The organism is Oceanobacillus zhaokaii (assembly GCF_003352005.1).
Lineage (GTDB): Bacteria > Bacillota > Bacilli > Bacillales > Amphibacillaceae > Oceanobacillus > Oceanobacillus zhaokaii.
Genome location: NZ_CP024848.1, coordinates 1,815,143 through 1,837,768, shown reverse-complemented (window position 1 = coordinate 1,837,768; position 22,626 = coordinate 1,815,143). Strand labels below are relative to the sequence as shown.

Here is a 22,626-nt window from a genome sequence, read left to right as displayed (position 1 = left end):
GAATGAAATATAACGAAGCGATGACAATTCGTTTTTACTTAAATTTTTGAACCCTGGATAACGTATTTTTCAATTTGAAAATAGCTTTTTTGTGAATTTGGGATATTCTGGAGGTAGTTAATCCTAAAATCTGACCAATTTCTGTAAATGTTAATTCATCATAATAGAATAAGCTTACAACCATTTGCTCGTTCTTATTTAAATCTTTAATACCTGCCACTAGTTCATCTTTTAATTCACCCTGAAGCAACTGCTTCTCCGGCAAAATTGCTTCATCATCTGGGATTGAATAACCAATTCCCTCTTTTAAACCTTCTGTACCATTTTTAGGCTTTTCCTCGATGGAGAGTACATTTGCATATAGGGAATCACTTACTATCGATTCGACCTCTTGACTGGTAATGCCCATTTTTTCGGCAATTTCAGAGGAGCTTGGCTGCCTTTTTAATGCTTGTTCAAGTTCAATTGAAACTTGCTCTACCAACTTCGTCTTTTCTCTCAGTGATCTGGGAAGCCAATCCAGCTTTCTCAATCCGTCCAGAATCGCTCCCTTTATACGGAAAGAAGCATATGTATCAAATTTTAAATCTCTACTATAGTCAAACTTTTTTAATGCATCATACAGTCCCAGCAGCCCATGACTTTTTATATCATCTTTGTGCACACTTTTCGGTAGAGTACTCGAGATCCTTTCCACATGAAAATTAACCAAATACATATAATCAATGATTAGTTCATTTGCAGCATCATTACTGCGATACTTTATCCAATTATTCCAATGCTCTTGTTCGATAGGAGTATCATTAGTTGTCATATTAATTTGCTCCCCTTTCGCCCTTAGAATAAACATGCAACTAATTATGAAGTTATATACGACAATTTTTCACTAGTCCGTTGCTTGCGTATAAGAAATATTCGCAAAAACGAACAAAATTGTTTTTATATCAGCACCTGTACATTAGCAAATAACCGTAAAACCGAGCTTAAATAATAAATTCATCACTTCGCACTTTACGGATTTTTAAATCACTTGTTATTGGATTAAATTCAATCGTTCTGCCGGAATTACCGCCCACATCGGAAGATACGATTGGAATTTCAAATTTCTTTAGCATATCTTTTACAGCATCAACATTTCGAGCCCCAATTCGCATCGTATCAGAATTCGACATAAACTGGAACATTTGTGCTCCTCCAGCAATTTTTGCCTTTAACCGGAGTTTGCTTGCACCACTTTTAACTAACTCATCTACTAGGAAAGGAATTGCAGTATCAGCGTATTTAAATGCATTCAAATTCGTCTGCTTTGTGTGCGACGAATCAGGCAGCAGTACATGAGCTAATCCAGCTATTTTCTTCAATTCATCATAAACGACGACACCAACGCAAGAGCCGAGACCCAATGTACGGATAGTATCTGGTGCTTTTACAAACTTCAAATCTGCAATACCGACTTTTATCACTGTTTGATTTGAATTTATCATAAATGTTCACTTATTCCTAACGCCTTAAATAATTTAGGCAGTGCCTCAGGAAATGGTACAAAAAAGAAATGTCCATGGATGCCATCTTTAAGATCAATACTCTGAATCTTCGTATCAATAATAATGGCACAATCAGAAACTTGAGAGAGCTCAATAATTCCCATTGTTAATACTGCACCAGCCATATCGATACTTAGATGTGGGACAGATGGTTGCATATTGATATTCGTGAAATCCGATAAAGCGGTTAGATATGAGCCAGTTACTATATTTCCAATTTCTTGCAGCACAGATATCGTCATTTCATCTACCGAGCAATTATCCGTAAATGAAAAATCCTGATTATCAGTAAGATTTCTAACTAACATTTCCGCTTCTTCAACTTTTAAAATAAAATATACGGTTCCCGGTACTTCTCCGTTTATTTCAAAGAGTAGCGCAACAATTAATTCTTCAGCCCCACCAATCATTTCCATCATCTGATCAAAATCAAGAATATTTACTGAAGGAACTTGCATGTTTATCTTTCTATTTGTGAGCTTTGCCATCGATGTTGCAGCATTTCCAGAGCCGATATTTCCTATTTCCCGTAAAAGGTCCTTTTGAGTACTTGTCAATTTCAAATATTCCATCGGCTTAATCTTCCATGAATATTAAAGATTCGTTTGCTTCCATTTTTAATACTTTTTGTAAATTGAGCAGTACAATTAGTCGATCGTTGTGTTTAGTCACACCTTCGATATAGTCAATATCAATCGAACCTATAGCAGCCGGTGGTTGTTCGATCATTTCTGCAGGAATATCAATAATATCATTTGCAGCATCAACAATTAAACCTACCTCCATATCAGGCAGCGTGACAATAATGATACGTGTTGATTCACTAACTGCAGTTTCCTCCATACCGAAACGTAATCTCAAATCTATGATTGGGGTAACAACACCACGAAGGTTAATTACGCCTTTAACAAACTTAGAAGAGTGTGGAACCCTTGTAATTGTTTGCATCTTCTCAATCGCGCCTACTTGTTCAACAGATAATGCATATTCTTCATCTTGTAATTGAAATACAATTACCTTCCCGCCTTTTGTAATATCATTCTCCATAATGGTTTCCTCCCTAAATCTTACTTCAAATCTTTCTCTAACTTTACAAGCATTTTCCCAACATGATGAAGTGGGACAACATGATCAACTAAGCCTGTTTCAGCAGCAGCTTTCGGCATACCATAGACGATCGCTGTTTCTTTAGCTTCTGACAGAATAATTGTTTGCGAATCCATTTCATTTAGCCGTTTAATTCCCTCTGTCCCATCATTCCCCATTCCAGTTAATACGACAGCAATTTTATTAATTCTTGTTAGGTTTGCTACGGAATCAAATAATACATCAACTGAGGGACGATGCCCATTTCTCAAGAGTTCATCTGTTAATTTGATCTTTAATGCTCGACCTACTTTAATTACCTTCATATGAAAATTACCTGGTGCAATATATGCCGTATTATTCTTGATAATCTCTCCATCAACAGCTTCTTTCACTTCGATTTTAGTCAGTGTATTTAACCGATTGGAAAGTGACTTCGTAAAACCTGGCGGCATATGCTGGACGATTAATATAGGTGGTAAAAAATCACCCGGCAGAACTGATAATACTTGCTGTAATGCTCTTGGCCCACCCGTTGAAGCACCAAGCACTATAATCGTATTATCATAAATTTGTTTCGTTGCTTTCTTCGTATTTTCTGTTTCAAATTTTCTTATCTGTTTTGATTTATTAAGATTAACCTGTGAAGCAGTAACAACTGTACGGATTATTTCTTTTTTTATTGAAGTCAAATTTAACGAAATAGGTCCAGAAGGTTTCATAATAAAATCTACTGCGCCTTTAGAGATAGCTTCAATCGTACTGGATGCCCCTTCTTCTGACACACTGGATAACATAACAACTGGTAATGGATTTTTTAGCATAATTTTTTGCAATGCCTTAATACCGTCCATTACTGGCATATGGATATCCATTGTCACAACATCTGGTTTAAATGCCTCGATTTTCTCCAAACCATCTTCACCATTGCGTGCTGTCGAAACTACCTCTATACGCGGGTCACTGGACAATATATCCGATATAACTTTTCTCATAAATGCAGAATCATCAATTACGATAACTCGAATTGGTTTCATCATTTTTACCTCTCCAATAGCAGTTGTTTTAACCTCTGGATAAATGAAGTTTCCTTCATACTACGTTCCTTCGCATTATTTAAATAGTTATAAGTTAATTCTTGCATGGCTTTTGATATTTTTGACTTTCCATTAAACAATATAAATGGTGTCTGATTAATGACTGACTTAGAGACACTTTTATCCTCGGGAAGAATACCGAGTTTCTCAATTTCGATTTGTAAAAACTGTGATACAACTTCCTTAAAACGTTCCAAGGATTGTTCTCCTTCTTTTTGCGAAGAAGCACGATTCATAACTACGGATATTGACATTTCTCTATTTTTATTTTTGACAAATTTTATCGCACTATATGCATCCATAATCGATGTTGGTTCTGGAGTAGTGACGACAATACATTCATCTGCCGCTAGAATAAAGAATAGGCTTTCCTTTGTTACACCTGCCCCCATATCGAAAAGGATATAATCATACATTTGCACGACATCGTTGTATTGTTTATAAAAATGTTCCTTTTTCTCATCATTTAAAGAAAAGAACTCACTTATACCAGAACCTCCTGATATAAATCCTAAGTTCTTTGGTCCTAGTTCAATAATATCATGAATCGATTCACTTTCATTGAACAAATCAAAGATAGACTTCTTGGCATGGAGACCTAATAAGATATCAATGTTTCCCATTCCAACATCTAAATCAATTATTAGTACTTTTTTTCCTTCATTAATTAATTCCAATGAAAAATTAAGTGCAATATTAGATTTGCCGACTCCACCTTTGCCACTAATGACACAAAGTGTCTTCGCTTGCCTCGAATTACTTGATAATGCCAACTTCCTACGTAAGTTCGCGGCCTGATCATGCGTCACCAAAATCACCTACTACTAGTTCTGCAATTCGTTCAGGTGTTACTTGCAACAGATCATCTGGCACATCTTGTCCATTTGTAATGCAGGCAATGCCTACTTGCTTACCCAAAACAATATTGAGCATACTACCATATTGACGGGTCTCATCAAGCTTCGTAAAGATAACTTCTTTTATCGAAAGATGCCCGAATTGATCATAAATATCTATTATATCTTGGGCTTTAGCTGTCAAGGAAAGTACAACATATGTATCCATTTCCACTTGGATATCCACATTTTTTTCTAATTCACGTATATACTTCCCATCACGGTAGTTTCTCCCTGCTGTATCAACAAGAATAACATCATATTCTTCGAGCTTTTTCAGTGCCAATTTATAATCAGAAGTAGAATAAGCTACTTCTAAAGGAACATTTAAAATCTTTGCATATGTTTTTAATTGTTCAATCGCTGCTATTCGATATGTGTCTGTTGTTATGAATGCAACTTTTTTTTGATCATTCAATATCATATTCGCAGCAATTTTAGCAATCGTAGTCGTTTTCCCAACTCCTGTTGGACCAACAAATTGAATCACTTTCTTCTCATATTCAATACTTTCAAAGGAAATACCTCGAAGCATTTCTTTTATTAGTTCATTCGTATCTTGCTTCACTGATTCCGAATCAGCAGTAACTTCAGATCTGTCATGCCTTTCAATTAACATGTCCATTATTTGCCGAGCAATTGTAGAACTAACCTCGTGATAAAGCAGATGCTCATACATTTCTTGATATTGGATCGGATATTGATTCGCTTTCTCCGTTTGATATTCAATCATTTTCTTAAGCTGCTTTAATTCCCTTAATACAACTGCACTTTCAGTGTTCTTTTTTTCAGGCATATAAAGCTCCGTTTTTTTTAACGGTACTGTTTTCTTCTCTGCTATTTTAGCTGATTGTGTTACAGTATCGAGTGCAGCGATAACTTCTATCCTTTTTTTCTTAAATAATCCCATAAATCCACCCTGCTGTATTTCTTGTGAATTTAAGATAACAGCATCTGGTCCAAGTTCCTTGCGTATTTGGTTCATTGCTTCTGGCATTGTTGGCGCTATATACTTTTTCATTTTCATGCTACATTCACCACTCCAACACTTTGAACTTGTACATTTGGTTCCAGTTCATTATATGACAATACGACAACCTGAGGTAAAAACCTGTCCAACAACTGTTTTAAATACATGCGAATTGCTGGGGAACATAATATAATTGCTGTTTCTTCTTGAATCGTCAGCTTTTCTACCTCTTCATGAATCGTCTTAATTATCAATTGCTGTGATTCCGGATCTAATGATAGGTAATTGCCATGCTCCGTTTGTTTAATATTTTCAGCAATTAGTTTTTCTACTTTTCCAGAGACTGTGATTACTTTTAAGGACAGGTCATCATTTGTATATTGCTTTGTAATTTGTGCTGATAATGCTTGTCTCACATATTCCCCTAACAGCTCTGTATCATTCGTTAATTTTGAAAAATCAGCTAGTGTTTCGAAGATGATCGGTAAATTGCGAATCGATATATTCTCCCTCAGTAATTTAGCAAGAACTTTTTGAATATCTCCAATTGCAAGTGGTTCTGGTGTTACTTCATCAACTAAAATTGGATACGATTCTTTAAGATGATCAATTAACTGTTTCGTTTCTTGTCTTCCTAATAGAATATGTGCATAGTTTTTAATTACCTCGGTAATATGTGTTGAAACAACAGATGGCGGATCTACTACCGTATATCCTGACAACTCAGCCTCGTCCTTCAGTTCTTCACTTATCCATTTGGCTGGGAGGTCAAATGCAGGTTCTTTCGTGTCGATTCCTTCAATTTCATCGTCATCAATTCCTGGAGCCATTGCTAAATAATGATCTAATAATAATTCATCGGAAGCTACGACATTCCCCTTCACTTTGAGACGATACTCATTCGGATTCAGTTGAATATTATCACGGATACGCACTACTGGAATCACAATTCCAAGTTCTATTGCTAATTGCCTTCGGATCATCACGATCCTATCCAATAAATCGCCACCTTGATTTGCGTCCGCTAAAGGAATAAGTGCATAACCAAACTCAAATTCAATTGGGTCCATATTTAATAGATTTACTACATTTTCTGGAGAACGCATCGCTGAACTTTCGGCTTGTACATCTTCCTCAACATCTGCAATTTCTGGTTCATTAGACTGTCTCAGCAAGATATAGCCACTGATTGCTAATAAGCCCGCGAGTGTAGTTGTTAATAGGAAATTAATTGGAGTAACTACACCAATTAGGAAGATTGTTGCAGCAGCAATAAATAATAATTTTGGATACTGTGTAAGCTGCCCAGTTACCTGTGTACCTAAATTACCTAAACCACTTGACCTAGTCACTACAATACCAGTTGCAGTTGACACTAATAACGCTGGTATTTGACTTACTAGCCCATCACCTACAGTTAGACGAGTAAAGGTTGTAACAGCTTCTGCAATAGGCATTCCCATTTGCATCATTCCGATGATAATTCCAAATACGATATTAATAATAACAATAATGATACCTGCAATTGCATCCCCTTTAACAAACTTACTGGCACCATCCATTGATCCATGGAAATCCGCTTCTCTTTCCACTTTTTCACGTCTCTCTCTCGCTTCCTTCTCAGAGACTAGTCCAGCATTTAAGTCTGCATCAATCGCCATTTGCTTTCCAGGCATAGCATCTAAAGAAAATCTTGCTGCAACTTCAGATACCCGCTCAGATCCTTTTGTAATGACTAAAAAATTTATGATAACTAAGATAATAAATACAACAAAACCAACTAGTGGATTATCCCCAATTACAAAGGACCCAAACGTATCTACGACCCCACCAGCATGCCCTTCTGACAATATCGCTCTTGTTGTAGATACATTTAGTGCTAAGCGAAATAATGTCAATAGTAGTATTAAGGTAGGAAAAACGGAAAATTGTAAAACCTCCGTCGTGTTCATTGATACTAAAATTACAATTAAAGAAAGGGTTATATTTACTAAAATAAGTATATCTAATAGCCATCCCGGTAATGGAATTACTAACATCATTATTACTACAATTACCGCTACAAGAACGGACATATCACGTACTTTCATGGATGACTCTCCTCATTGCTTAAGCTTTTTTCTCTAATCGATAAACATAAGCCAAAATTTCGGCAACAGCCTGGTAAAATTCCTCTGGTATCACATCACCAATTTCAACAGCCTTAAATAAAGCTTGCGCTAGTGGTCGATTTTCTATCATTACAACATCATGTTCCTTTGCAATCTCTTTAATCTTTAATGCCGTTCGATCGACACCTATCGCAATAACATATGGTGCACTTGCTTTTTCTTCATCATATTTAATCGCAATCGCATAATGGGTAGGATTCGTGATGACCACATCTGCATTTGGCACTTCACTCATCATCCGCCTTGTTGCTGCTTGCCTTTGTCTTTCTTTAATCTTGGATTTAATTAATGGGTCACCTTCCATATTTTTATACTCATCTTTGATATCTTGTTTTGACATTCGCAAGTTTTTTTCAAAGTCAAAACGTTGGTATGCGTAATCAAGTATGGCTAAAAATAATAATGCAATCGTAGCGGAAATACCCATGGTCGTTGTAACCCTCCCGAAAAAAGAGAGTGCATTTTCTGCATTCGTAAAGGCTGTCATTAACATCTCATCTTTATATATCCAAATAATAAAAAATGTGATTGCACCGATACAAACAATTTTCAATAATGACTTTAGCAATTCGACTAAAGCTCGCATTGAAAATATTCTTTTGGCACCTTGAATAGGATCAATTTTTTTAAGATCGAACTTTAATGATTCGGTAGTAAATAAAAAACCTATCTGTAAAAAATTAGAAGCAAATGCTGCGATAATTGCAATTACAAAGATAGGAGCTACCATTTTAATAAGCTCAATTACACCTATTAAAAAAGTTTGCATTACACTAGAGATGGTAATTTCTTGTGCAAGATAATTTGTAAAAAATTGTTCAAATAGTGTCGTCATATTACCTAATATATAATTATTGAATAGAATCAAGGTTATAAGACAACTTATTAATAAGATTGCAGCATTAACATCTTGGCTTTTTGCGACCTTACCTTTCTTTCGTTCATCTTGCCGCTTTTTCGGAGTTGCCTTCTCTGTCTTTTCACCTGCAAAAAACTGTAGTTCCATTTTCAGCTGCAAGTTAAGCACCTCCAAATAATTGCATTAATCCCCGCATTGTCTTAAACATCGTATCGAATAAATACTGAGCTAGTGACATATAAAGGGATAGAAATATTAACAGTGCGACAAAGCTTACGATTATTTTCAAAGGTAGTCCAACAACGAAAACATTTAGCTGCGGAACTGTTCTTGCAATAATACCAAGCGCAATATCAACTAAAAATAAACAACCGACAATAGGAATTGCAATTTGAAAAGCAATTAAAAACATATTATTAAAAGATTGGATGACAAAATCCGCAATCGATTTATTTTCAAAAGGAATAAACGTATCTAATGGTATAAAATGATAGCTATTATAAATTCCATCGATGATTAAATGATGACCATCGATCGATAAGAGAAATAATAAGGATATGATATTTAAAAACTGCCCGCTTAGTGGACTTTGTGCACCTGTTTGCGGATCCATAACATTCGCAATCGCAAATCCCATTTGAAAATCGATTAATCCTCCTGCAACTTGAATGGCGGATAGGATAATAAACGCAATTAGTCCAATTAATACACCTACAATTACCTCTTTTATTAATAGCAAGAGGAACATTTCATCTACTACAATCATGGAAGAATCAACTGTATAAAACATTGTTAATGCTAAGAAAAAGCTAAAACCGACTTTAAATTGCATCGGAATTGTACGATAAGAAAATAAAGGCATTGTCACAAAAAAGGCCATTACCCTTACAAAGATTAATAGAAATACTGGTAAACTGTTCAAATTAATTAATTCAAGCATAATTTACCCTACAAACTGATTTAAACTTTGAAATATTGATGCGGTGAACTCTACCATTTTAGTTAACATCCATGGACCGAGAAATATAAGTCCAACTAAAACTGCAATAATCTTCGGGACAAAGGCTAATGTTTGTTCTTGTATCTGGGTTGTTGCTTGAAAAATACTGACGAGCAGCCCAACGGCAAGAGCCAATATCAATAATGGTCCTGTTACAAGCAACAACGTAGATATTGCATTTTCCGCCAGTGCCAATACATATTCACTACTCATTTACCTTAAGCCCCTTTCATCAAACTAAAATCCATCTAACAAGGAGTGTGTGATTAAATACCAGCCATCTACTAAAACAAATAATAGTATTTTAAATGGTAATGAAATCATAACTGGCGGTAACATCATCATCCCCATTGACATTAGAATACTAGCAACAGCCATATCAATTACCAAAAATGGAATAAATATCATAAAGCCCATTTGAAATGCTGTTTTTAACTCACTAATTGCAAAAGCAGGCACTAAGGTTGTAAGTGGAATATCTTGAATTGATTCCGGCTGTTCAATCTGTGAGTAATTTAAAAATAATGCCAAATCCTTTTGTCTTGTGTGACTAGCCATGAAATCTTTTATTGGTGTACTCGCATTGTCATATGCCTCGTCTAAGGTTATTTCTTCTGCGAATAGGGGCTCTAATGCTTCATCATATACTTGACTGAACGTAGGCGCCATAATGAAGAAGGTCAGAAATAGCGCAAGACCGATTAATACTTGGTTTGGCGGCATTTGTTGCGTACCTAGTGATGTTCGAACAAATGACAATACAATAATAATCCTTGTGAAACTCGTCATCAAGATTAAGATTCCTGGCGCTAATGATAATACCGTTAATAATAGAAGTAATTTAACAGATGTTGCTACATTAGAAGGATCTGAGTTTGAAAACATATCAACAAATTCATTCATTATGATCTTCCTTCTGCTCATGCATTTTAATCATTTTCTTTCTGTTTTTCTTAAGTTTTTCAAGTTCATTAGAAAACAACTTATTGAACTCATTGCCACCTGTTGCTTTATTGTCATCTGTTTTCGACTTTAGAAGCGAACGAAAGAGCGAGCTAGAAATGAAATCATTTGCAGTATTCTCATCTTTATGTAGGAGATCCTCTTTTACTTCTTTTTCGGTAACTTCCATTAATAGTTCGATATTATCACCAACACCCAATAAAAAAACTTGATTTCCAACACGTACTAGCTGGATCGATTTATTTTGTCCAAGAGATATTCCACCTAATTTTTCTAATGCATTCACTTGATTGTTTAATAATTTATTGCGCTTATTTAAAAATTTTAATAGGAAGTATATAAGAGCTAGTACTAATACTAGGGCAAAAAACATCTTAACTAATGATAGAGCCAGTGATTCTGTTTTATCGCCGACAACTAAAGACTCCTCTTCAACTTCTGTAATTTCATTATCTAGAGTATCATCCATTTCATTACAATCAATTTCGCTCTCAATACAATCCTTAGCGTTTGGTGTTGCTGCTACTACTGTAATACTTGGAAATACATGTAGTAACAGAACAACGACAACGGTAAAGTAAACAATGATGTTAAGTTTCAAAATCCTCACTCGTTTCTTAATTTAGCGCTTTTTGGATTGCCTCAATTACACGATCAGCTTGAAAAGGCTTTACGATAAAGTCCTTTGCTCCAGCTTGAATTGCATCAATAACCATCGCTTGCTGCCCCATTGCAGAGCACATAATTATTTTTGCTTCTGGGTTAAATGCTTTGATATTTTTTAACGCCGTAATTCCATCCATTTCAGGCATCGTGATATCCATCGTTACTAGATCAGGTGAAAGCTCTTTATATTTTTCAACTGCTTGCGCACCATCTTGTGCTTCACCAACTACTTCATAACCATTTTTAGTCAAAATATCTTTAATCATCATTCGCATAAATGCTGCATCATCTACTACTAAAATTCTTTTTGCCATAATAATTCCCCCATAATAATTAATTATTTTAATTTCATTAATCGATCTGGTTTACTAACGATATCCGTCACTCGGACACCAAAGTTCTCATCAATTACGACTACTTCGCCCTCAGCAATTAATTTATCGTTAACAAGAATATCGACCGGCTCACCAGCTAGTTTATCTAGCTCGATAATTGAACCTGAAGTGAGATCTAGAATATCTTTAATTGATTGTTTCGTACGACCGAGTTCAACGGTTATCTTTAATGGAATATCAAGGAGCATATCCAAATTTCTTTGTTCGGAATGATTTAATTCCACTTTTTCAAAGTTAGAAAAAGATGCTTCCTGAATAGTTGCCTGTTGTCCACCGAAATGGTTCCCTAAGAATTGTGGCTCCTGAGCTACTGGCTCTTCTGCAATTTTCGGATAAGTTGACTGCGTTTGTGGAATTTGATCAAATTTAGGCTCTGGTGATCTTTCCGACGTTTCAATCGTTGCTGCAGCCTCAGGTGTTATCTCATCTGAAACTACATTTACCTCATCATTCAATAATTGATCAGCTAACTGCTTTGCAAATTGCATTGGCATTAATTGCATCATATCCGAGTCGATTAGATTTCCTACCATTAATCGGAATGAAACTCGAACATAGGCATCCTCATCAAAAAAGGTTTCGTTATTTATTATTGAATCATCTAATATAGATGGAGGTGAGATATCTATTTTTCTGTTAAAAATGGTAGACATACTCGTTGCTGCTGCACCCATCATTTGATTCATTGCTTCTTGGACAGCACTTAAATGAATTTCATTTAATTCCGTATCCGGGCTTGTCCCGTCTCCTCCAAGCATAATGTCTGCGATAATCGCAGCATCTGTTGCCTTAATAATAAATATATTTTTACCTGTAAAGCCATCTGTGTAATTTACTTGGATACTTACGGGCTGAAAAGAAAATGCTTCTTTGAGTTCCCTTTTTTCAATTACAGATACACGAGGTGTAGTAATTTCCACTTTTTGATTCAACAAGGTTGATAGTGTTGTTGCAGAACTACCAAATGAAATATTCCCGATTTCACCTAATGTATCTACTTCAATGCTGGATAGATAACCTTGTGAGTTAAACTCTTTGTCTTCTAAGTTATCATTATCAGAACTAACGTTTAATAGTGCATCAATTTCGTCCTGTGATAGCATACCGTCATTCATTATCTTCATTCACCTCTTTAATTTCTTCCAATACTTGCACAGACATTTTGTTTTTATACTTTCCTGGCTGTACTTTAAATTTTGGTTTATCATTAATTACTAATGTAAGAGGGTCATCTATTGCTTGATTTAACGCAATTACATCTTGATTATTCAGCTTCAAGAACTCTTGAATCGATATCGTCGTCTCACCCAATATTGATCTTACATCTATTTGTGTTTGTTGAACATGCTTTGTTAATTTATGATAGCTTTCATAATCCCGCTCTTTATTAGGTGATTGCATCCAATAATGGGCAGACAATTTCGATATGATTGGTTCGAGAAGAATATGTGGAATGCAAATATTAATCATCCCGCTTGTCTCACCAATTGCCGTGGATAATGAAACAACGACAACTGTTTCATTAGGAGAAATCATTTGTAAAAATTGTGGATTCTCCTCAAAATCCTCCAGTTTAGGCTGTATCTCCGCAACTGACGACCATGCTTCAGTTAAACTTTGTTCTGTTTTTTCAAATATTTGTCTAAGCAGTATTTTTTCAATTTCTGTTAAACCTTCATTTTTATAAGTGCTGTTTCCTTTTCCACCGAGAATTCGGTCTAAAATTGCATATGCGATATTCGGATTAATTTCCATAATTAGCCTGCCATCGAGTGGCTCAGCACTATATACATTTAATACCGTCTTTTTTGGTACGGATCGTATAAACTCTTCAAATGGTATTTGGTCCACTGAAGTCACAGATATATTAACAAATGATCTAAATTGCGTTGAAAAGAATGTCGTTAACAACCTGGCATAATTTTCATGTATTCTCGATATACTTCTTATTTGATCTTTGGAAAAACGTAATGCTCGTTTAAAATCATATACACGAACCTTTTTTTCCTGTTCTTCTTTTTTTAATTCTTCGGCATCCATTTCTCCTGAACTTATAGCAGATAATAATGCATCAATTTCATTTTGCGAAAGAATTTCGTCCATTACTTACACTCACCTCCAGATTGGAGTATTTATCTACTAGAGGATGTTTAAAAAGTCCGGTAAAAATGACACATCGAATTTCTTCTCTGGCTTACTTTTCCGTTGCTCACGTAATAATATCATACGTTCCGCTACTCAAAGCTTCGCCGCCTCGAACTTTCGACGCACAGGACGTGCTAGTGTCGGTACTGCATCAGGACGATGCGTTCTTAACCGACGCGGTCCTTTTTATCCTCCTCTTTCAACACTACTATTGCAAAATTTTATTTATTGTATAAACAGCAGTTATACTGCCATCCTTCATTACTTCATTTAATTTCGTTCTTAGTATATCCTCTAGGTTTCCTAGACCTGATTTAAAATTTTCTTCATTCATAACCGCAAGTTCTTTAATAATAATGTTTTTAAGCTGGAACTCTCGCTTGGTTACTTCTTCTTTCGCTTCCTTGCTATCTGTTAAAATTTGAAACTGAATTCGTACAAAGCTGCCATCTTCAAGGTCGGTGGTGATTTCAGGAGATTCATATGAATATTCAACTACTTCGTCAATTGTTAGTTCTTTACCTTGAACATTTTCTCCAGAAGAATTTAATACTACTACTAACGCAGCAATAGCCGCGATTAATAATAATACGAGAAAGATAATCATTGCTTTAATCGGCTTACTCACTTTTCTTCACCTGCCTCAATATGAATACTTTGTAATCCAATAGTTTGATAATATGCAGTAACTAATTGAATCACTTCTTTTTCTGTATTCTTCACCACTAGCTTCTTACCATTTAATAAAGTAATTGTTGTATCTGGCAAAGCCTGAATTTGTTCAATCAAGATAGCATTCAATATAAAGGCCTCACCGTTTAAACGGAATAATTGAATCATAAAATTGGCAGGAGTGTGCTACTAAAATAGCATAAATAGTAACCCACTCCCTACCCCCTTATTATCGTTTTAAGTTTACTAATTCCTGTAAGATTTCATCCGAAGTTGTAATAATTCTCGTATTTGCCTGGAATCCACGTTGTGCTGTTATCATTTCGGTAAATTCTTCGGCAAGGTCAACGTTTGACATTTCTAGGGAACCACTGACTAGTGCGCCAACTCCATTAGTGTCTGGAGTGAATATGTCAGTTCCATTTTGCAAAGCGACACGACCGGCATTGGGTGAGTCCATATATAGGTTACTTCCTGATAGCTGAAGACCTGATGGGTTTGAAAATTTAGCTAGTGTAATTTGTCCAGCAATACGTGTATTATTATTTGCATCAATATAATTCACTGTCCCATTAGATGAAATACTAAAGCTTTGCGCGTTTTCAGGTATTTCAAGTCTATCTTGTTGATTTCCTATAACATCATTAGTAGCAGGAAATCCCTGTAAATAGTAGCCATCTGGGTTAACGATGTAGCCATTATCATCTAAATAAAAATTCCCAGCACGAGTGAAGTAAGTCTCATCGCCACCAGCACTTAACACAAACATACCATCCCCCTCAATTGTTAGATCTAAAGGATTATTCGTAGTTTGACGGAAACCCTGCGTATGAATATTATCGATTGAACCGATTTGTGAGCCAAGTCCAACCTGTACCGCATTACTCCCACCACGACTTCCTGGTATTGGTGCTTGTGCACCAGTTGTTGTTTGTGCCATCATATCCTGGAAAGTAACACGGCCTTTTTTAAATCCGGATGTATTTACATTGGCAATATTATTACCAATAACATCTAATTTCGTTTGGAAGTTCTTCATTCCTGAGATCCCTGCATACATTGAACGTAACATTCTATCATTTCCCCTTTATTGGTTTAATATAGTTAGCTGTATCCATCAGTCAACAGCTTTATGGCCTCCCAATTGGGTCCAGCCTAATCATTAATTAAAATCGTTCCGTTAATATTCGTAAAAATTCTGCTTGTTGCTTCTTCTCGATCCATTGCTGTAACAATCGTATTGTTCTTAGCGCTAACTAATAGTGCTGCATGGTCCATTACAACTAATGAATCAGTAATTCCTTTTTGTTTCGCCTCTAACATTTTTGATTCCAAGGTTTGCCATTGCTTCTCATTTAAATGAATATTTCTTTCACTCATACGCTCACTGGCATGCTTACTGATTTTTAATGTCGACTGTTCCGCTAAAACATCTTTAAATGCTGTTTTTGGCTCAGCATTTTCTGTCTTCTTTGTTGCAGGTAACTGTAATTTATATTGTTGTGCTACTTGATGTATACGGTGATCCATTGTATATTTCACCCCCTATTCAGCAGCATCCTCCTTAGCATCTGAAGTACTAACTTTTAATGCTGCATCAGCATAAATCTTTTCCCCATTCTCCAGTTCTAAGATTGCCCAGCCTTCCTTTTGACTTACTGCAACAACGGCACTTGTTTTTTCACCAAGAGACTCACCAGTATCTGGATCAAATGCCTGATATGTAACTTCCTTGCCAATCATATGACTATATTGGATGACAGGAGAAATTAATTGACTTTGAACAAGATTATCAATTGAGCTAGAGATATTCATCATTTGCTCCAATGACGTTAATGAAGTCATTTGTTCTATCATTGCCTGGCTGTCCATTGGTTGGGTTGGATCTTGATTCTGCATCTGTGTCATCAATATTTTTAAGAAACCATCTTTGTCCAGTGTCGGACTCGGTTCTCTTGTTGTTTTCTGATTCGATAAATATAATGACGGATCGATTGTATTCATCCGATACACCTACACTTTCTCATTCAACAGCAATTCACGAAATTGAGTTTCAGACTCCTCATCAGGATAACGTTGTTCATGTTGCTCTTGATAGCTCGATTCATTTTCTTCCTTCTGATTCATTTGCTGATCTTTTGATTCTTTCATTTGCTCACTATTTTGCTGCATTATTGATTCTTGCTTTTCAATTACTACTTGGTTTGGCGTAAACATATGTTTCAATTGATTCATGCTGGACTCTAATATTTCTTTCGTAGCTTGTGATGTTACGATTATTTTCAAAGTCATTTCACCATCAATTTGTGTTAAACGAAGTCTCATTTCACCCAAATTATTTGGGTTCAATGTAATGGAAAATTGACTTGTACCATTGGGCATCGTTAAAAACTTACTCGATTTAACAATAGTTTCAAATTGCTCCATTACTTGTTGAGCAGTGGACTGCATGTCGCTTGTTTGAGAACGATTAATGTGAATCGCATATTGCTCCAATTTCTGCAATGATGCTGCTGGCATAAATTCGACCGTTTGGGTCAATACTCGTTCTGGTTGCGACTGATTTTCCAAAGATTTCCCTAACCATTTCACAACATCCTGTGTAGTAACATTAGAATTCATATTGTACATTTGCTTTGCTGCTACATCCTGTCTTTTTTGAAAAACTTCAACTAAACCTTTCCAAATTAATTGCTCTCTTGACTCTTCACTTTTCAATATTGATTGAGTTGCTGAATGATTACTAGATTTAATATCCTGTTTTTCAAGTGCTGACCACTGTTGAAGCAACTCGAGAAGTTTGGGTGCTATTTTTGATAAGTCCTTCTCATTTTGAACTTGTGATAAAAGGCTTTGTGCATCCGTATATACTCTTGTTAATTGCTCTTGGACAACAGATGAATGACTATCAATACCTTCATTTAGATTCTGAGAGAGTTGTGCTCCATTTATAAAGTTAGTTGCAATTGTCCTAGGTGTCTCCACATATTGCTTAGGTTTTTCAGTGGCTAGTTCACTCTGCTCTATTATTTCTATAATGCGGTCAACTAATGGCTCAGAATGTAATAATGGTTCTGATGCATTACTCTGAATCTCTGCCTGTATTGATGTAATGGTAGATTCATTAAAGCCAGATGTTTGTGGGAAATATTTTTGTAATTCATTTACAACTAAATTTATATTAATTTCCGAACCAGTTTCATTAGAATGCATTTTAAGTTGTTCCAGCAGTTTACGAAGTTCATGTAGATTTCCTAAAGTATTATAATTGAGCTGTTCATCAGTAACTAGTGATTCTATTCCCATGTTCATTGTACGGGATACTTCATCATTTCCCCACATTCTGACTCCAGTATTTTCTACTCCAAAATCTTGGGTTGATGTAGTTATCTCTGAGAGTGCATTTTCTAGTTTATCTAATGTGTATGGTGGGATATGTACATCCATTAGATCAATTGAAATCAATTTTGATTCATCCTGTGAGTTTGGTTGATTCAACTTACTTAAGCTTTCATCTATCGAAATATTTAGGTCTATTGATTTCCTAACTTTCGATTCTACTTCATCATTCGATAACCTCACTGAATCACTTTCAATACCAAAATCTTTTGTGGATCTCACTGCTTTTAACCGTTCTATGCTTTGAATTCCCATCATTGACGCGAGATCATTTTTGTTCGAACCAAACATGCTTGCAATTTCTACATTTGCATGTTCTTGGTCAATGTCTAAATGGTTAACAGCCGTTTCATTCTTTAACATGTTTGATAGTGGCTCAGTTACATATTCTTCCATCAATAATTCGTGTTCAATTGAACTTAAATTCATCATTTTATCTTCGCCGGTATTTGCAAGATTTTGAGGTAGTTCATACTGTGGTATTTTCCGTTCGTTTATCAAGACATTTTTAAACGATGAAAGATTATTGCTTGTATTTCCAGAATTATGCTCAGTCAAATTATTTGCTGATTGTTTATTTCGAAAAATCATATCAAGCGCGTTCACTTTTTCACCTCCCTTCAAGTCTTTTGTTTAATTCTCTGTCTCTAGTAATAATTGCGTAAGTTCAGCTGCAATCTGCGTATCCATTTCTTGTAATATACTTCCTCTTACTTTATTTGAAACAGCCAACAGAATGTTTACTGCAGTTTCTCTATCAAGACTTTCTAGTATTGCCGCAGACTGTTCTCCATCCATTTCTTTATAGGCGTTCGCAACGACCGCTATCGAATCATCTGTTTGCTGTACTGTATCTCCTTCAGATGCAGTAGATGATACACCTTCTTGATTATTTTCAAATTTTACTATTTCTTGTTCTAGTTCATCAATAGTAGCCTCGAGAATACGTATATCTTGATTTAGAATCTCAATTTCAGTATCTTTTTCTTCAATTGCAGATTGGATATTATCTGCTGTTTTGCCTTCTTTTTCAGTGGAATCTGTTTCAGTAACTGAAATGATGCCAACTTTCTCTTTTGTCCAATCCATTACATCCACACCTGCTATTTCTAGAATTACAATGATTAGTATAGCAGCAATGATAATTGGGATTATTATTGCAAAAAGAAAGCCTATAATTGGATTTCGCTTATCCTTGACTTGGTTCGAACCATTTGTTTGTCCTGCCATTTTCTCACCCATTTTTGTCGCTTAAATATTGATTCATTGAAATTTCGTCCATAAATGTTTTTTCAAATTGCTTTGCTTCATTTGCTTCTGTTTCTTTGCGTAATTCAATGATTTTCTCGAATTTCTTTACTTCAACATGTGCATCTGTTAGTTTTAATTGTTTTGTTTCCATGTCTGCTCTAGCTTTTTGTACATTTTTCTCAACTAATACTATTTGGTTATTTAACTGTTGAATGTAATTTACTTGATCGATGATTCTATCCAATGCAGTTGTTGTTTGAATATATTGATCATAGGTTTCCTCAGCCGCTTCTTTTTTCTTTAATAAGATATATAGCTCTGATGCAACTTTTTCGAAGACATCCATTGCTTGATAATAGACCTTTTGTGCAGCTTTTTTTTCATTTTCACGTATATGTAGAATTTTCGAGAAAACAACTGTATCAGCCATTAATTAATGCCCCCATTTAACAATTCTTTCATAGCTTCGATTGATTCACTTAATGTTCTATACTCAAAAACGTCTTGTTTTAGAAAGGCTTGAATCTTCGGGTAATAAGAAATCGACCGATCAATTTCCTGATTGGTGCCACGTTTATATGCACCAATATTAATTAACTCTCTATTCTCCTCATAAGTAGCGAGTATGGTACGAAGCTCTCCCGCAATTTCCTTATGTTCCCTATCCACAATTTGGTTCATCACACGACTTATAGATTTAAGTACGTTGATAGCAGGATATTGTCCTCTTTCTGCTATTTTTCGATCCATAACAAAGTGGCCATCTAAAATCCCTCGTACCGCATCTGCAATCGGTTCATTCATATCGTCGCCATCGACTAACACAGTATAAAAAGCAGTAATCGTGCCAAATTCATTTGTTCCACTTCTCTCTAGAAGCTTTGGTAAGACTGAGAACACAGATGGTGTATACCCTTTAGTAGTCGGTGGCTCGCCAATTGCAAGGCCTATTTCTCTTTGCGCCATCGCAACGCGTGTGACAGAATCCATCATTAAGTTAACTTGATAGCCTAAGTCACGAAAATATTCCGCAAAGGCTGTCGCTGTATAGGCTCCTTTAATTCGCATCAATGCCGGCTGATCGGATGTAGCTACAACGACGATAGACTTTTTCAGCCCTTCTGGCCCGAGGTCCTTTTCGATAAACTCACGGACCTCACGGCCACGTTCACCAATTAGCGCGATAATGTTTATATCTGCGCCACTGTTACGGGCAATCATTCCGAGTAATGTGCTTTTTCCAACGCCACTTCCAGCGAATATCCCTACTCGTTGTCCTTTACCTACCGTTAATAAAGAATCAATTGCTTTGACACCAACTTGAATCGGCTCATCTATTGGCGGGCGCAGCATAGGATTAGGTGGTGCGTTTTCTGTTAAGTAATCAGCCATTCCCTTTGGCAGTGGTGATTCATCTAATGGCTTTCCTAGTGAATCAACAACATTACCAATCATACCGCGCCCAATTTTTACACTTAAAGATTTTCCCGTAGATTCAACAATGCAACCAGGCCCAATTTCTGTCACTTCAGAATACGGCATCAGGATAATTCGTTCGTTATTAAATCCGACAACTTCAGCAAGTATAGGCTTTTTTTCATTATTAGAAGTACGGATATAACATACATCACCAATATTCGCTTGAGGTCCAAGTGATTCAATCATCAAACCAACAATACGTAATACCTTCCCATAATACTTATATGTATCAGCCTGTTCAATTGCTGAAACGTAGTCTAATAATTTCATTGCTTAATCTCCACTCGACAGTTCTAACAAAACCTTGCGAATCTGGTTTAATTGTGTATCAATGCTTGCATCTATTCTCCCAAATGGATGCTCGATAATGCACCCATTTTCGGATAAATCTTCTTTTACATAGAGCGATAATTTCGATTCATTTCCCAATAAATTAACAAGCTCCTGTTTCTGCTCAAAAACAGTCTCATAATTCTGAGGATGTAAATAGATAGTAATTGTCGATTGATCCTCTATTTCCTTAACAGCTGATTTGACGATTTTTAAGAAAGCTGCTGGACTTTCTGTAAGGCTCGTTTTGATAATTTTCTCTGCTACATTAACTGCCAATTGTGCTATCATGTCCTCGCTTTTTTCCAGTGCTGCATGGTAATCTTTCGTTGCAGATTCCACTATGGCGTTTGCCTGTTCTATTTTTTTTTGATATTGAATTCGAACATCTGACTCAGCGGATTCAAACCCTGCAGAATATCCTTCTTTTTTTGCAGATTCGATCCAATTTAATTTTTCCTGTTGCCATTGACTTTTTTCTTGCTCAATTTCTGCCTTCGTTGCTTCGAGCAATGAACCTTTTCTTTTTTCAAATTCAGCAAGTTCGGCTTTTGCTTTTTCTACCTGTTCATTTAATGTTATAACGTCTTTCTCTTCTATTAGCTGTTCATTTTGTTGTTCTTCTCTTCGTAACTCAATTGGCTTTATTTCTATTATCCTGCGGTTTGAAGTTTGAGATTGATCAGATTTAGACAATGATATCGTCTCCTCCACCACGTGCAATAACTATTTCACCAATATCCTCTAATCTCCGAATAATTGCAACAATCCTCGTCTGTGCTTCTTCAACATCTCGTAGTCGTACAGGTCCTAAATATTCCATCTCTTCTTTAAACGTATCCGCCATCCGTTGTGACATGTTTGTAAAGACGATTTGTTTCACTTCATCACTAGCAACTTTTAAAGCAAGACGCAGATCATCATTTTCTACTTCACGGATAACACGTTGGATCGCACGGTTATCTAAAATAACAATATCCTCAAATACAAACATCCGTTTTTTGATTTCTTCAGCAAGTTCCGGGTCCTGTACTTCAAGTTCATCAAGAATGGTGCGCTCCGTACTGCGATCAACACCGTTCAATACTTCGACCACTGCTGCAATTCCGCCCGTTTGTGTAAAGTCTTCCGTGAGAGAGGACGAAAGATTTCTTTCTAATACCTGTTCAACTTGGCTGATTATCTCAGGTGATGTAGAATCCATCGTCGCGATTCGTTTAGCGATATCAGCCTGCATTTCCTGAGGTAGGGACGAAAGTATTTGTCCCGCTTGTTCTGAATCAAGATAAGAAAGGATAAGCGCTATCGTTTGAGGATGTTCTCCTTGAATAAAATTTAAAACCTGCTGTGGATCAGCTTTTCTCGCAAAGTCAAAAGGTCTTACCTGCAGCGAGGAAGTAAGGCGATTAATAATATTAGAAGCTTCTGTTTTTCCGAATGCTTTTTCTAATACTGTTTTAGCGTAACCAATCCCTCCTTGGGAAATATAGTCCTGTGCAACAGCAACTTGATGAAATTGTTCAATAACATCTTCTTTTAAACTCGATTCTACTTTTTTCACAGAGGAAATCTCTAAGCTTAGCTTCTCAATTTCTTCCTCCGTTAGATGCTTATATACTTGAGCTGAAACATCTGGACCGAGAGAAATTAAAAGAATTGCCGCTTTTTGTTTTCCAGTTAATGAACCTTTATGTCTAACCATC

General features: G+C 35.9%; 27 protein-coding genes. All 27 read right to left on the bottom strand.

Annotation, left to right across the window (positions count from 1 at the left end; all coding sequences use genetic code 11):
* Window positions 1–34: 34 nt before the first annotated feature.
* Entirely contained in the window at window positions 35–814 is a 780-nt protein-coding gene (locus tag CUC15_RS09305; protein WP_114916398.1) for a FliA/WhiG family RNA polymerase sigma factor, read from the bottom strand.
* Between the two features lie 169 nt (window positions 815–983).
* On the bottom strand, window positions 984–1,484 hold the full coding sequence (locus tag CUC15_RS09300; protein WP_114916397.1) for a chemotaxis protein CheD: 501 nt from the start codon (window positions 1,482–1,484) through the stop codon (window positions 984–986).
* A complete protein-coding gene (locus CUC15_RS09295; protein WP_114916396.1) occupies window positions 1,481–2,116 on the bottom strand; it encodes a chemotaxis protein CheC in 636 nt (211 codons plus the stop codon). Before CUC15_RS09295 ends, CUC15_RS09300 begins: the two co-directional genes overlap by 4 nt.
* Before the next feature lie 4 nt (window positions 2,117–2,120).
* Complete coding sequence (locus tag CUC15_RS09290; RefSeq protein ID WP_114916395.1) at window positions 2,121–2,591, bottom strand: chemotaxis protein CheW; 471 nt, start codon at window positions 2,589–2,591, stop codon at window positions 2,121–2,123.
* A gap of 20 nt (window positions 2,592–2,611) precedes the next feature.
* A complete protein-coding gene (locus tag CUC15_RS09285) occupies window positions 2,612–3,670 on the bottom strand; it encodes a protein-glutamate methylesterase/protein-glutamine glutaminase (RefSeq protein WP_341457202.1) in 1,059 nt (352 codons plus the stop codon).
* A 2-nt stretch (window positions 3,671–3,672) separates the two neighbouring features.
* A complete protein-coding gene (locus CUC15_RS09280) occupies window positions 3,673–4,536 on the bottom strand; it encodes a MinD/ParA family protein (RefSeq protein ID WP_114916394.1) in 864 nt (287 codons plus the stop codon).
* Window positions 4,526–5,650 carry a flagellar biosynthesis GTPase FlhF gene (gene flhF / locus CUC15_RS09275; protein ID WP_114916393.1) on the bottom strand — a complete coding sequence of 375 codons (1,125 nt, stop codon included), beginning with the start codon at window positions 5,648–5,650 and terminating at the stop codon, window positions 4,526–4,528. The genes CUC15_RS09280 and flhF overlap by 11 nt, the downstream gene beginning before the upstream one ends.
* Window positions 5,647–7,683: a flagellar biosynthesis protein FlhA gene (gene flhA, locus CUC15_RS09270; protein ID WP_114916392.1), complete on the bottom strand. Its 2,037-nt coding sequence runs from the start codon at window positions 7,681–7,683 to the stop codon at window positions 5,647–5,649. The genes flhF and flhA overlap by 4 nt, the downstream gene beginning before the upstream one ends.
* A 19-nt stretch (window positions 7,684–7,702) precedes the next feature.
* Window positions 7,703–8,782, bottom strand: a complete 1,080-nt coding sequence (flhB, locus tag CUC15_RS09265; RefSeq protein WP_114916391.1) for a flagellar biosynthesis protein FlhB — start codon at window positions 8,780–8,782, stop codon at window positions 7,703–7,705.
* A gap of 1 nt (window position 8,783) precedes the next feature.
* A complete protein-coding gene (gene fliR / locus CUC15_RS09260; protein WP_114916390.1) occupies window positions 8,784–9,563 on the bottom strand; it encodes a flagellar biosynthetic protein FliR in 780 nt (259 codons plus the stop codon).
* A 3-nt stretch (window positions 9,564–9,566) separates the two neighbouring features.
* The gene (gene fliQ, locus CUC15_RS09255; protein ID WP_114916389.1) at window positions 9,567–9,836 is read right to left on the bottom strand and encodes a flagellar biosynthesis protein FliQ; all 270 of its coding nucleotides are present in this window, start codon (window positions 9,834–9,836) and stop codon (window positions 9,567–9,569) included.
* A 24-nt stretch (window positions 9,837–9,860) separates the two neighbouring features.
* The gene (gene fliP / locus CUC15_RS09250; RefSeq protein ID WP_114916388.1) at window positions 9,861–10,526 is read right to left on the bottom strand and encodes a flagellar type III secretion system pore protein FliP; all 666 of its coding nucleotides are present in this window, start codon (window positions 10,524–10,526) and stop codon (window positions 9,861–9,863) included.
* Window positions 10,519–11,187 (bottom strand): flagellar biosynthetic protein FliO, encoded by a 669-nt coding sequence (locus CUC15_RS09245; protein WP_114916387.1) that lies wholly within the window; start codon window positions 11,185–11,187, stop codon window positions 10,519–10,521. The genes fliP and CUC15_RS09245 overlap by 8 nt, the downstream gene beginning before the upstream one ends.
* Window positions 11,188–11,203: 16 nt before the next feature.
* The gene (locus CUC15_RS09240) at window positions 11,204–11,566 is read right to left on the bottom strand and encodes a response regulator (RefSeq protein ID WP_114916386.1); all 363 of its coding nucleotides are present in this window, start codon (window positions 11,564–11,566) and stop codon (window positions 11,204–11,206) included.
* A gap of 23 nt (window positions 11,567–11,589) precedes the next feature.
* Window positions 11,590–12,765, bottom strand: a complete 1,176-nt coding sequence (fliY, locus tag CUC15_RS09235) for a flagellar motor switch phosphatase FliY (RefSeq protein WP_114918423.1) — start codon at window positions 12,763–12,765, stop codon at window positions 11,590–11,592.
* Window positions 12,755–13,750 (bottom strand): flagellar motor switch protein FliM, encoded by a 996-nt coding sequence (fliM, locus tag CUC15_RS09230; protein WP_114916385.1) that lies wholly within the window; start codon window positions 13,748–13,750, stop codon window positions 12,755–12,757. Before fliM ends, fliY begins: the two co-directional genes overlap by 11 nt.
* Window positions 13,751–14,000: 250 nt before the next feature.
* A complete protein-coding gene (gene fliL, locus CUC15_RS09225; RefSeq protein ID WP_114916384.1) occupies window positions 14,001–14,420 on the bottom strand; it encodes a flagellar basal body-associated protein FliL in 420 nt (139 codons plus the stop codon).
* Window positions 14,417–14,632, bottom strand: a complete 216-nt coding sequence (locus tag CUC15_RS09220; protein ID WP_114916383.1) for a flagellar FlbD family protein — start codon at window positions 14,630–14,632, stop codon at window positions 14,417–14,419. Before CUC15_RS09220 ends, fliL begins: the two co-directional genes overlap by 4 nt.
* Window positions 14,633–14,693: 61 nt before the next feature.
* A complete protein-coding gene (flgG, locus tag CUC15_RS09215; protein ID WP_114916382.1) occupies window positions 14,694–15,536 on the bottom strand; it encodes a flagellar basal body rod protein FlgG in 843 nt (280 codons plus the stop codon).
* 83 nt (window positions 15,537–15,619) lie between these two features.
* Window positions 15,620–15,994, bottom strand: coding sequence for a TIGR02530 family flagellar biosynthesis protein (locus tag CUC15_RS09210; RefSeq protein ID WP_114916381.1), 375 nt, complete (start codon window positions 15,992–15,994; stop codon window positions 15,620–15,622).
* 15 nt (window positions 15,995–16,009) lie between these two features.
* Window positions 16,010–16,468, bottom strand: coding sequence for a flagellar hook capping FlgD N-terminal domain-containing protein (locus tag CUC15_RS09205; RefSeq protein ID WP_114916380.1), 459 nt, complete (start codon window positions 16,466–16,468; stop codon window positions 16,010–16,012).
* 9 nt (window positions 16,469–16,477) lie between these two features.
* Complete coding sequence (locus tag CUC15_RS09200; RefSeq protein ID WP_114916379.1) at window positions 16,478–18,469, bottom strand: flagellar hook-length control protein FliK; 1,992 nt, start codon at window positions 18,467–18,469, stop codon at window positions 16,478–16,480.
* Between the two features lie 27 nt (window positions 18,470–18,496).
* Window positions 18,497–19,093: a MotE family protein gene (locus tag CUC15_RS09195; RefSeq protein WP_162800291.1), complete on the bottom strand. Its 597-nt coding sequence runs from the start codon at window positions 19,091–19,093 to the stop codon at window positions 18,497–18,499.
* Window positions 19,094–19,097: 4 nt separating this feature from the next.
* Window positions 19,098–19,544, bottom strand: coding sequence for a flagellar export protein FliJ (fliJ, locus tag CUC15_RS09190; RefSeq protein WP_114916377.1), 447 nt, complete (start codon window positions 19,542–19,544; stop codon window positions 19,098–19,100).
* Window positions 19,544–20,863: a flagellar protein export ATPase FliI gene (gene fliI, locus CUC15_RS09185; protein WP_114916376.1), complete on the bottom strand. Its 1,320-nt coding sequence runs from the start codon at window positions 20,861–20,863 to the stop codon at window positions 19,544–19,546. Before fliI ends, fliJ begins: the two co-directional genes overlap by 1 nt.
* A gap of 3 nt (window positions 20,864–20,866) precedes the next feature.
* Entirely contained in the window at window positions 20,867–21,619 is a 753-nt protein-coding gene (gene fliH, locus CUC15_RS09180; protein WP_162800290.1) for a flagellar assembly protein FliH, read from the bottom strand.
* On the bottom strand, window positions 21,612–22,625 hold the full coding sequence (gene fliG, locus CUC15_RS09175) for a flagellar motor switch protein FliG (protein ID WP_114916374.1): 1,014 nt from the start codon (window positions 22,623–22,625) through the stop codon (window positions 21,612–21,614). The genes fliH and fliG overlap by 8 nt, the downstream gene beginning before the upstream one ends.
* Window position 22,626: the final 1 nt, after the last annotated feature.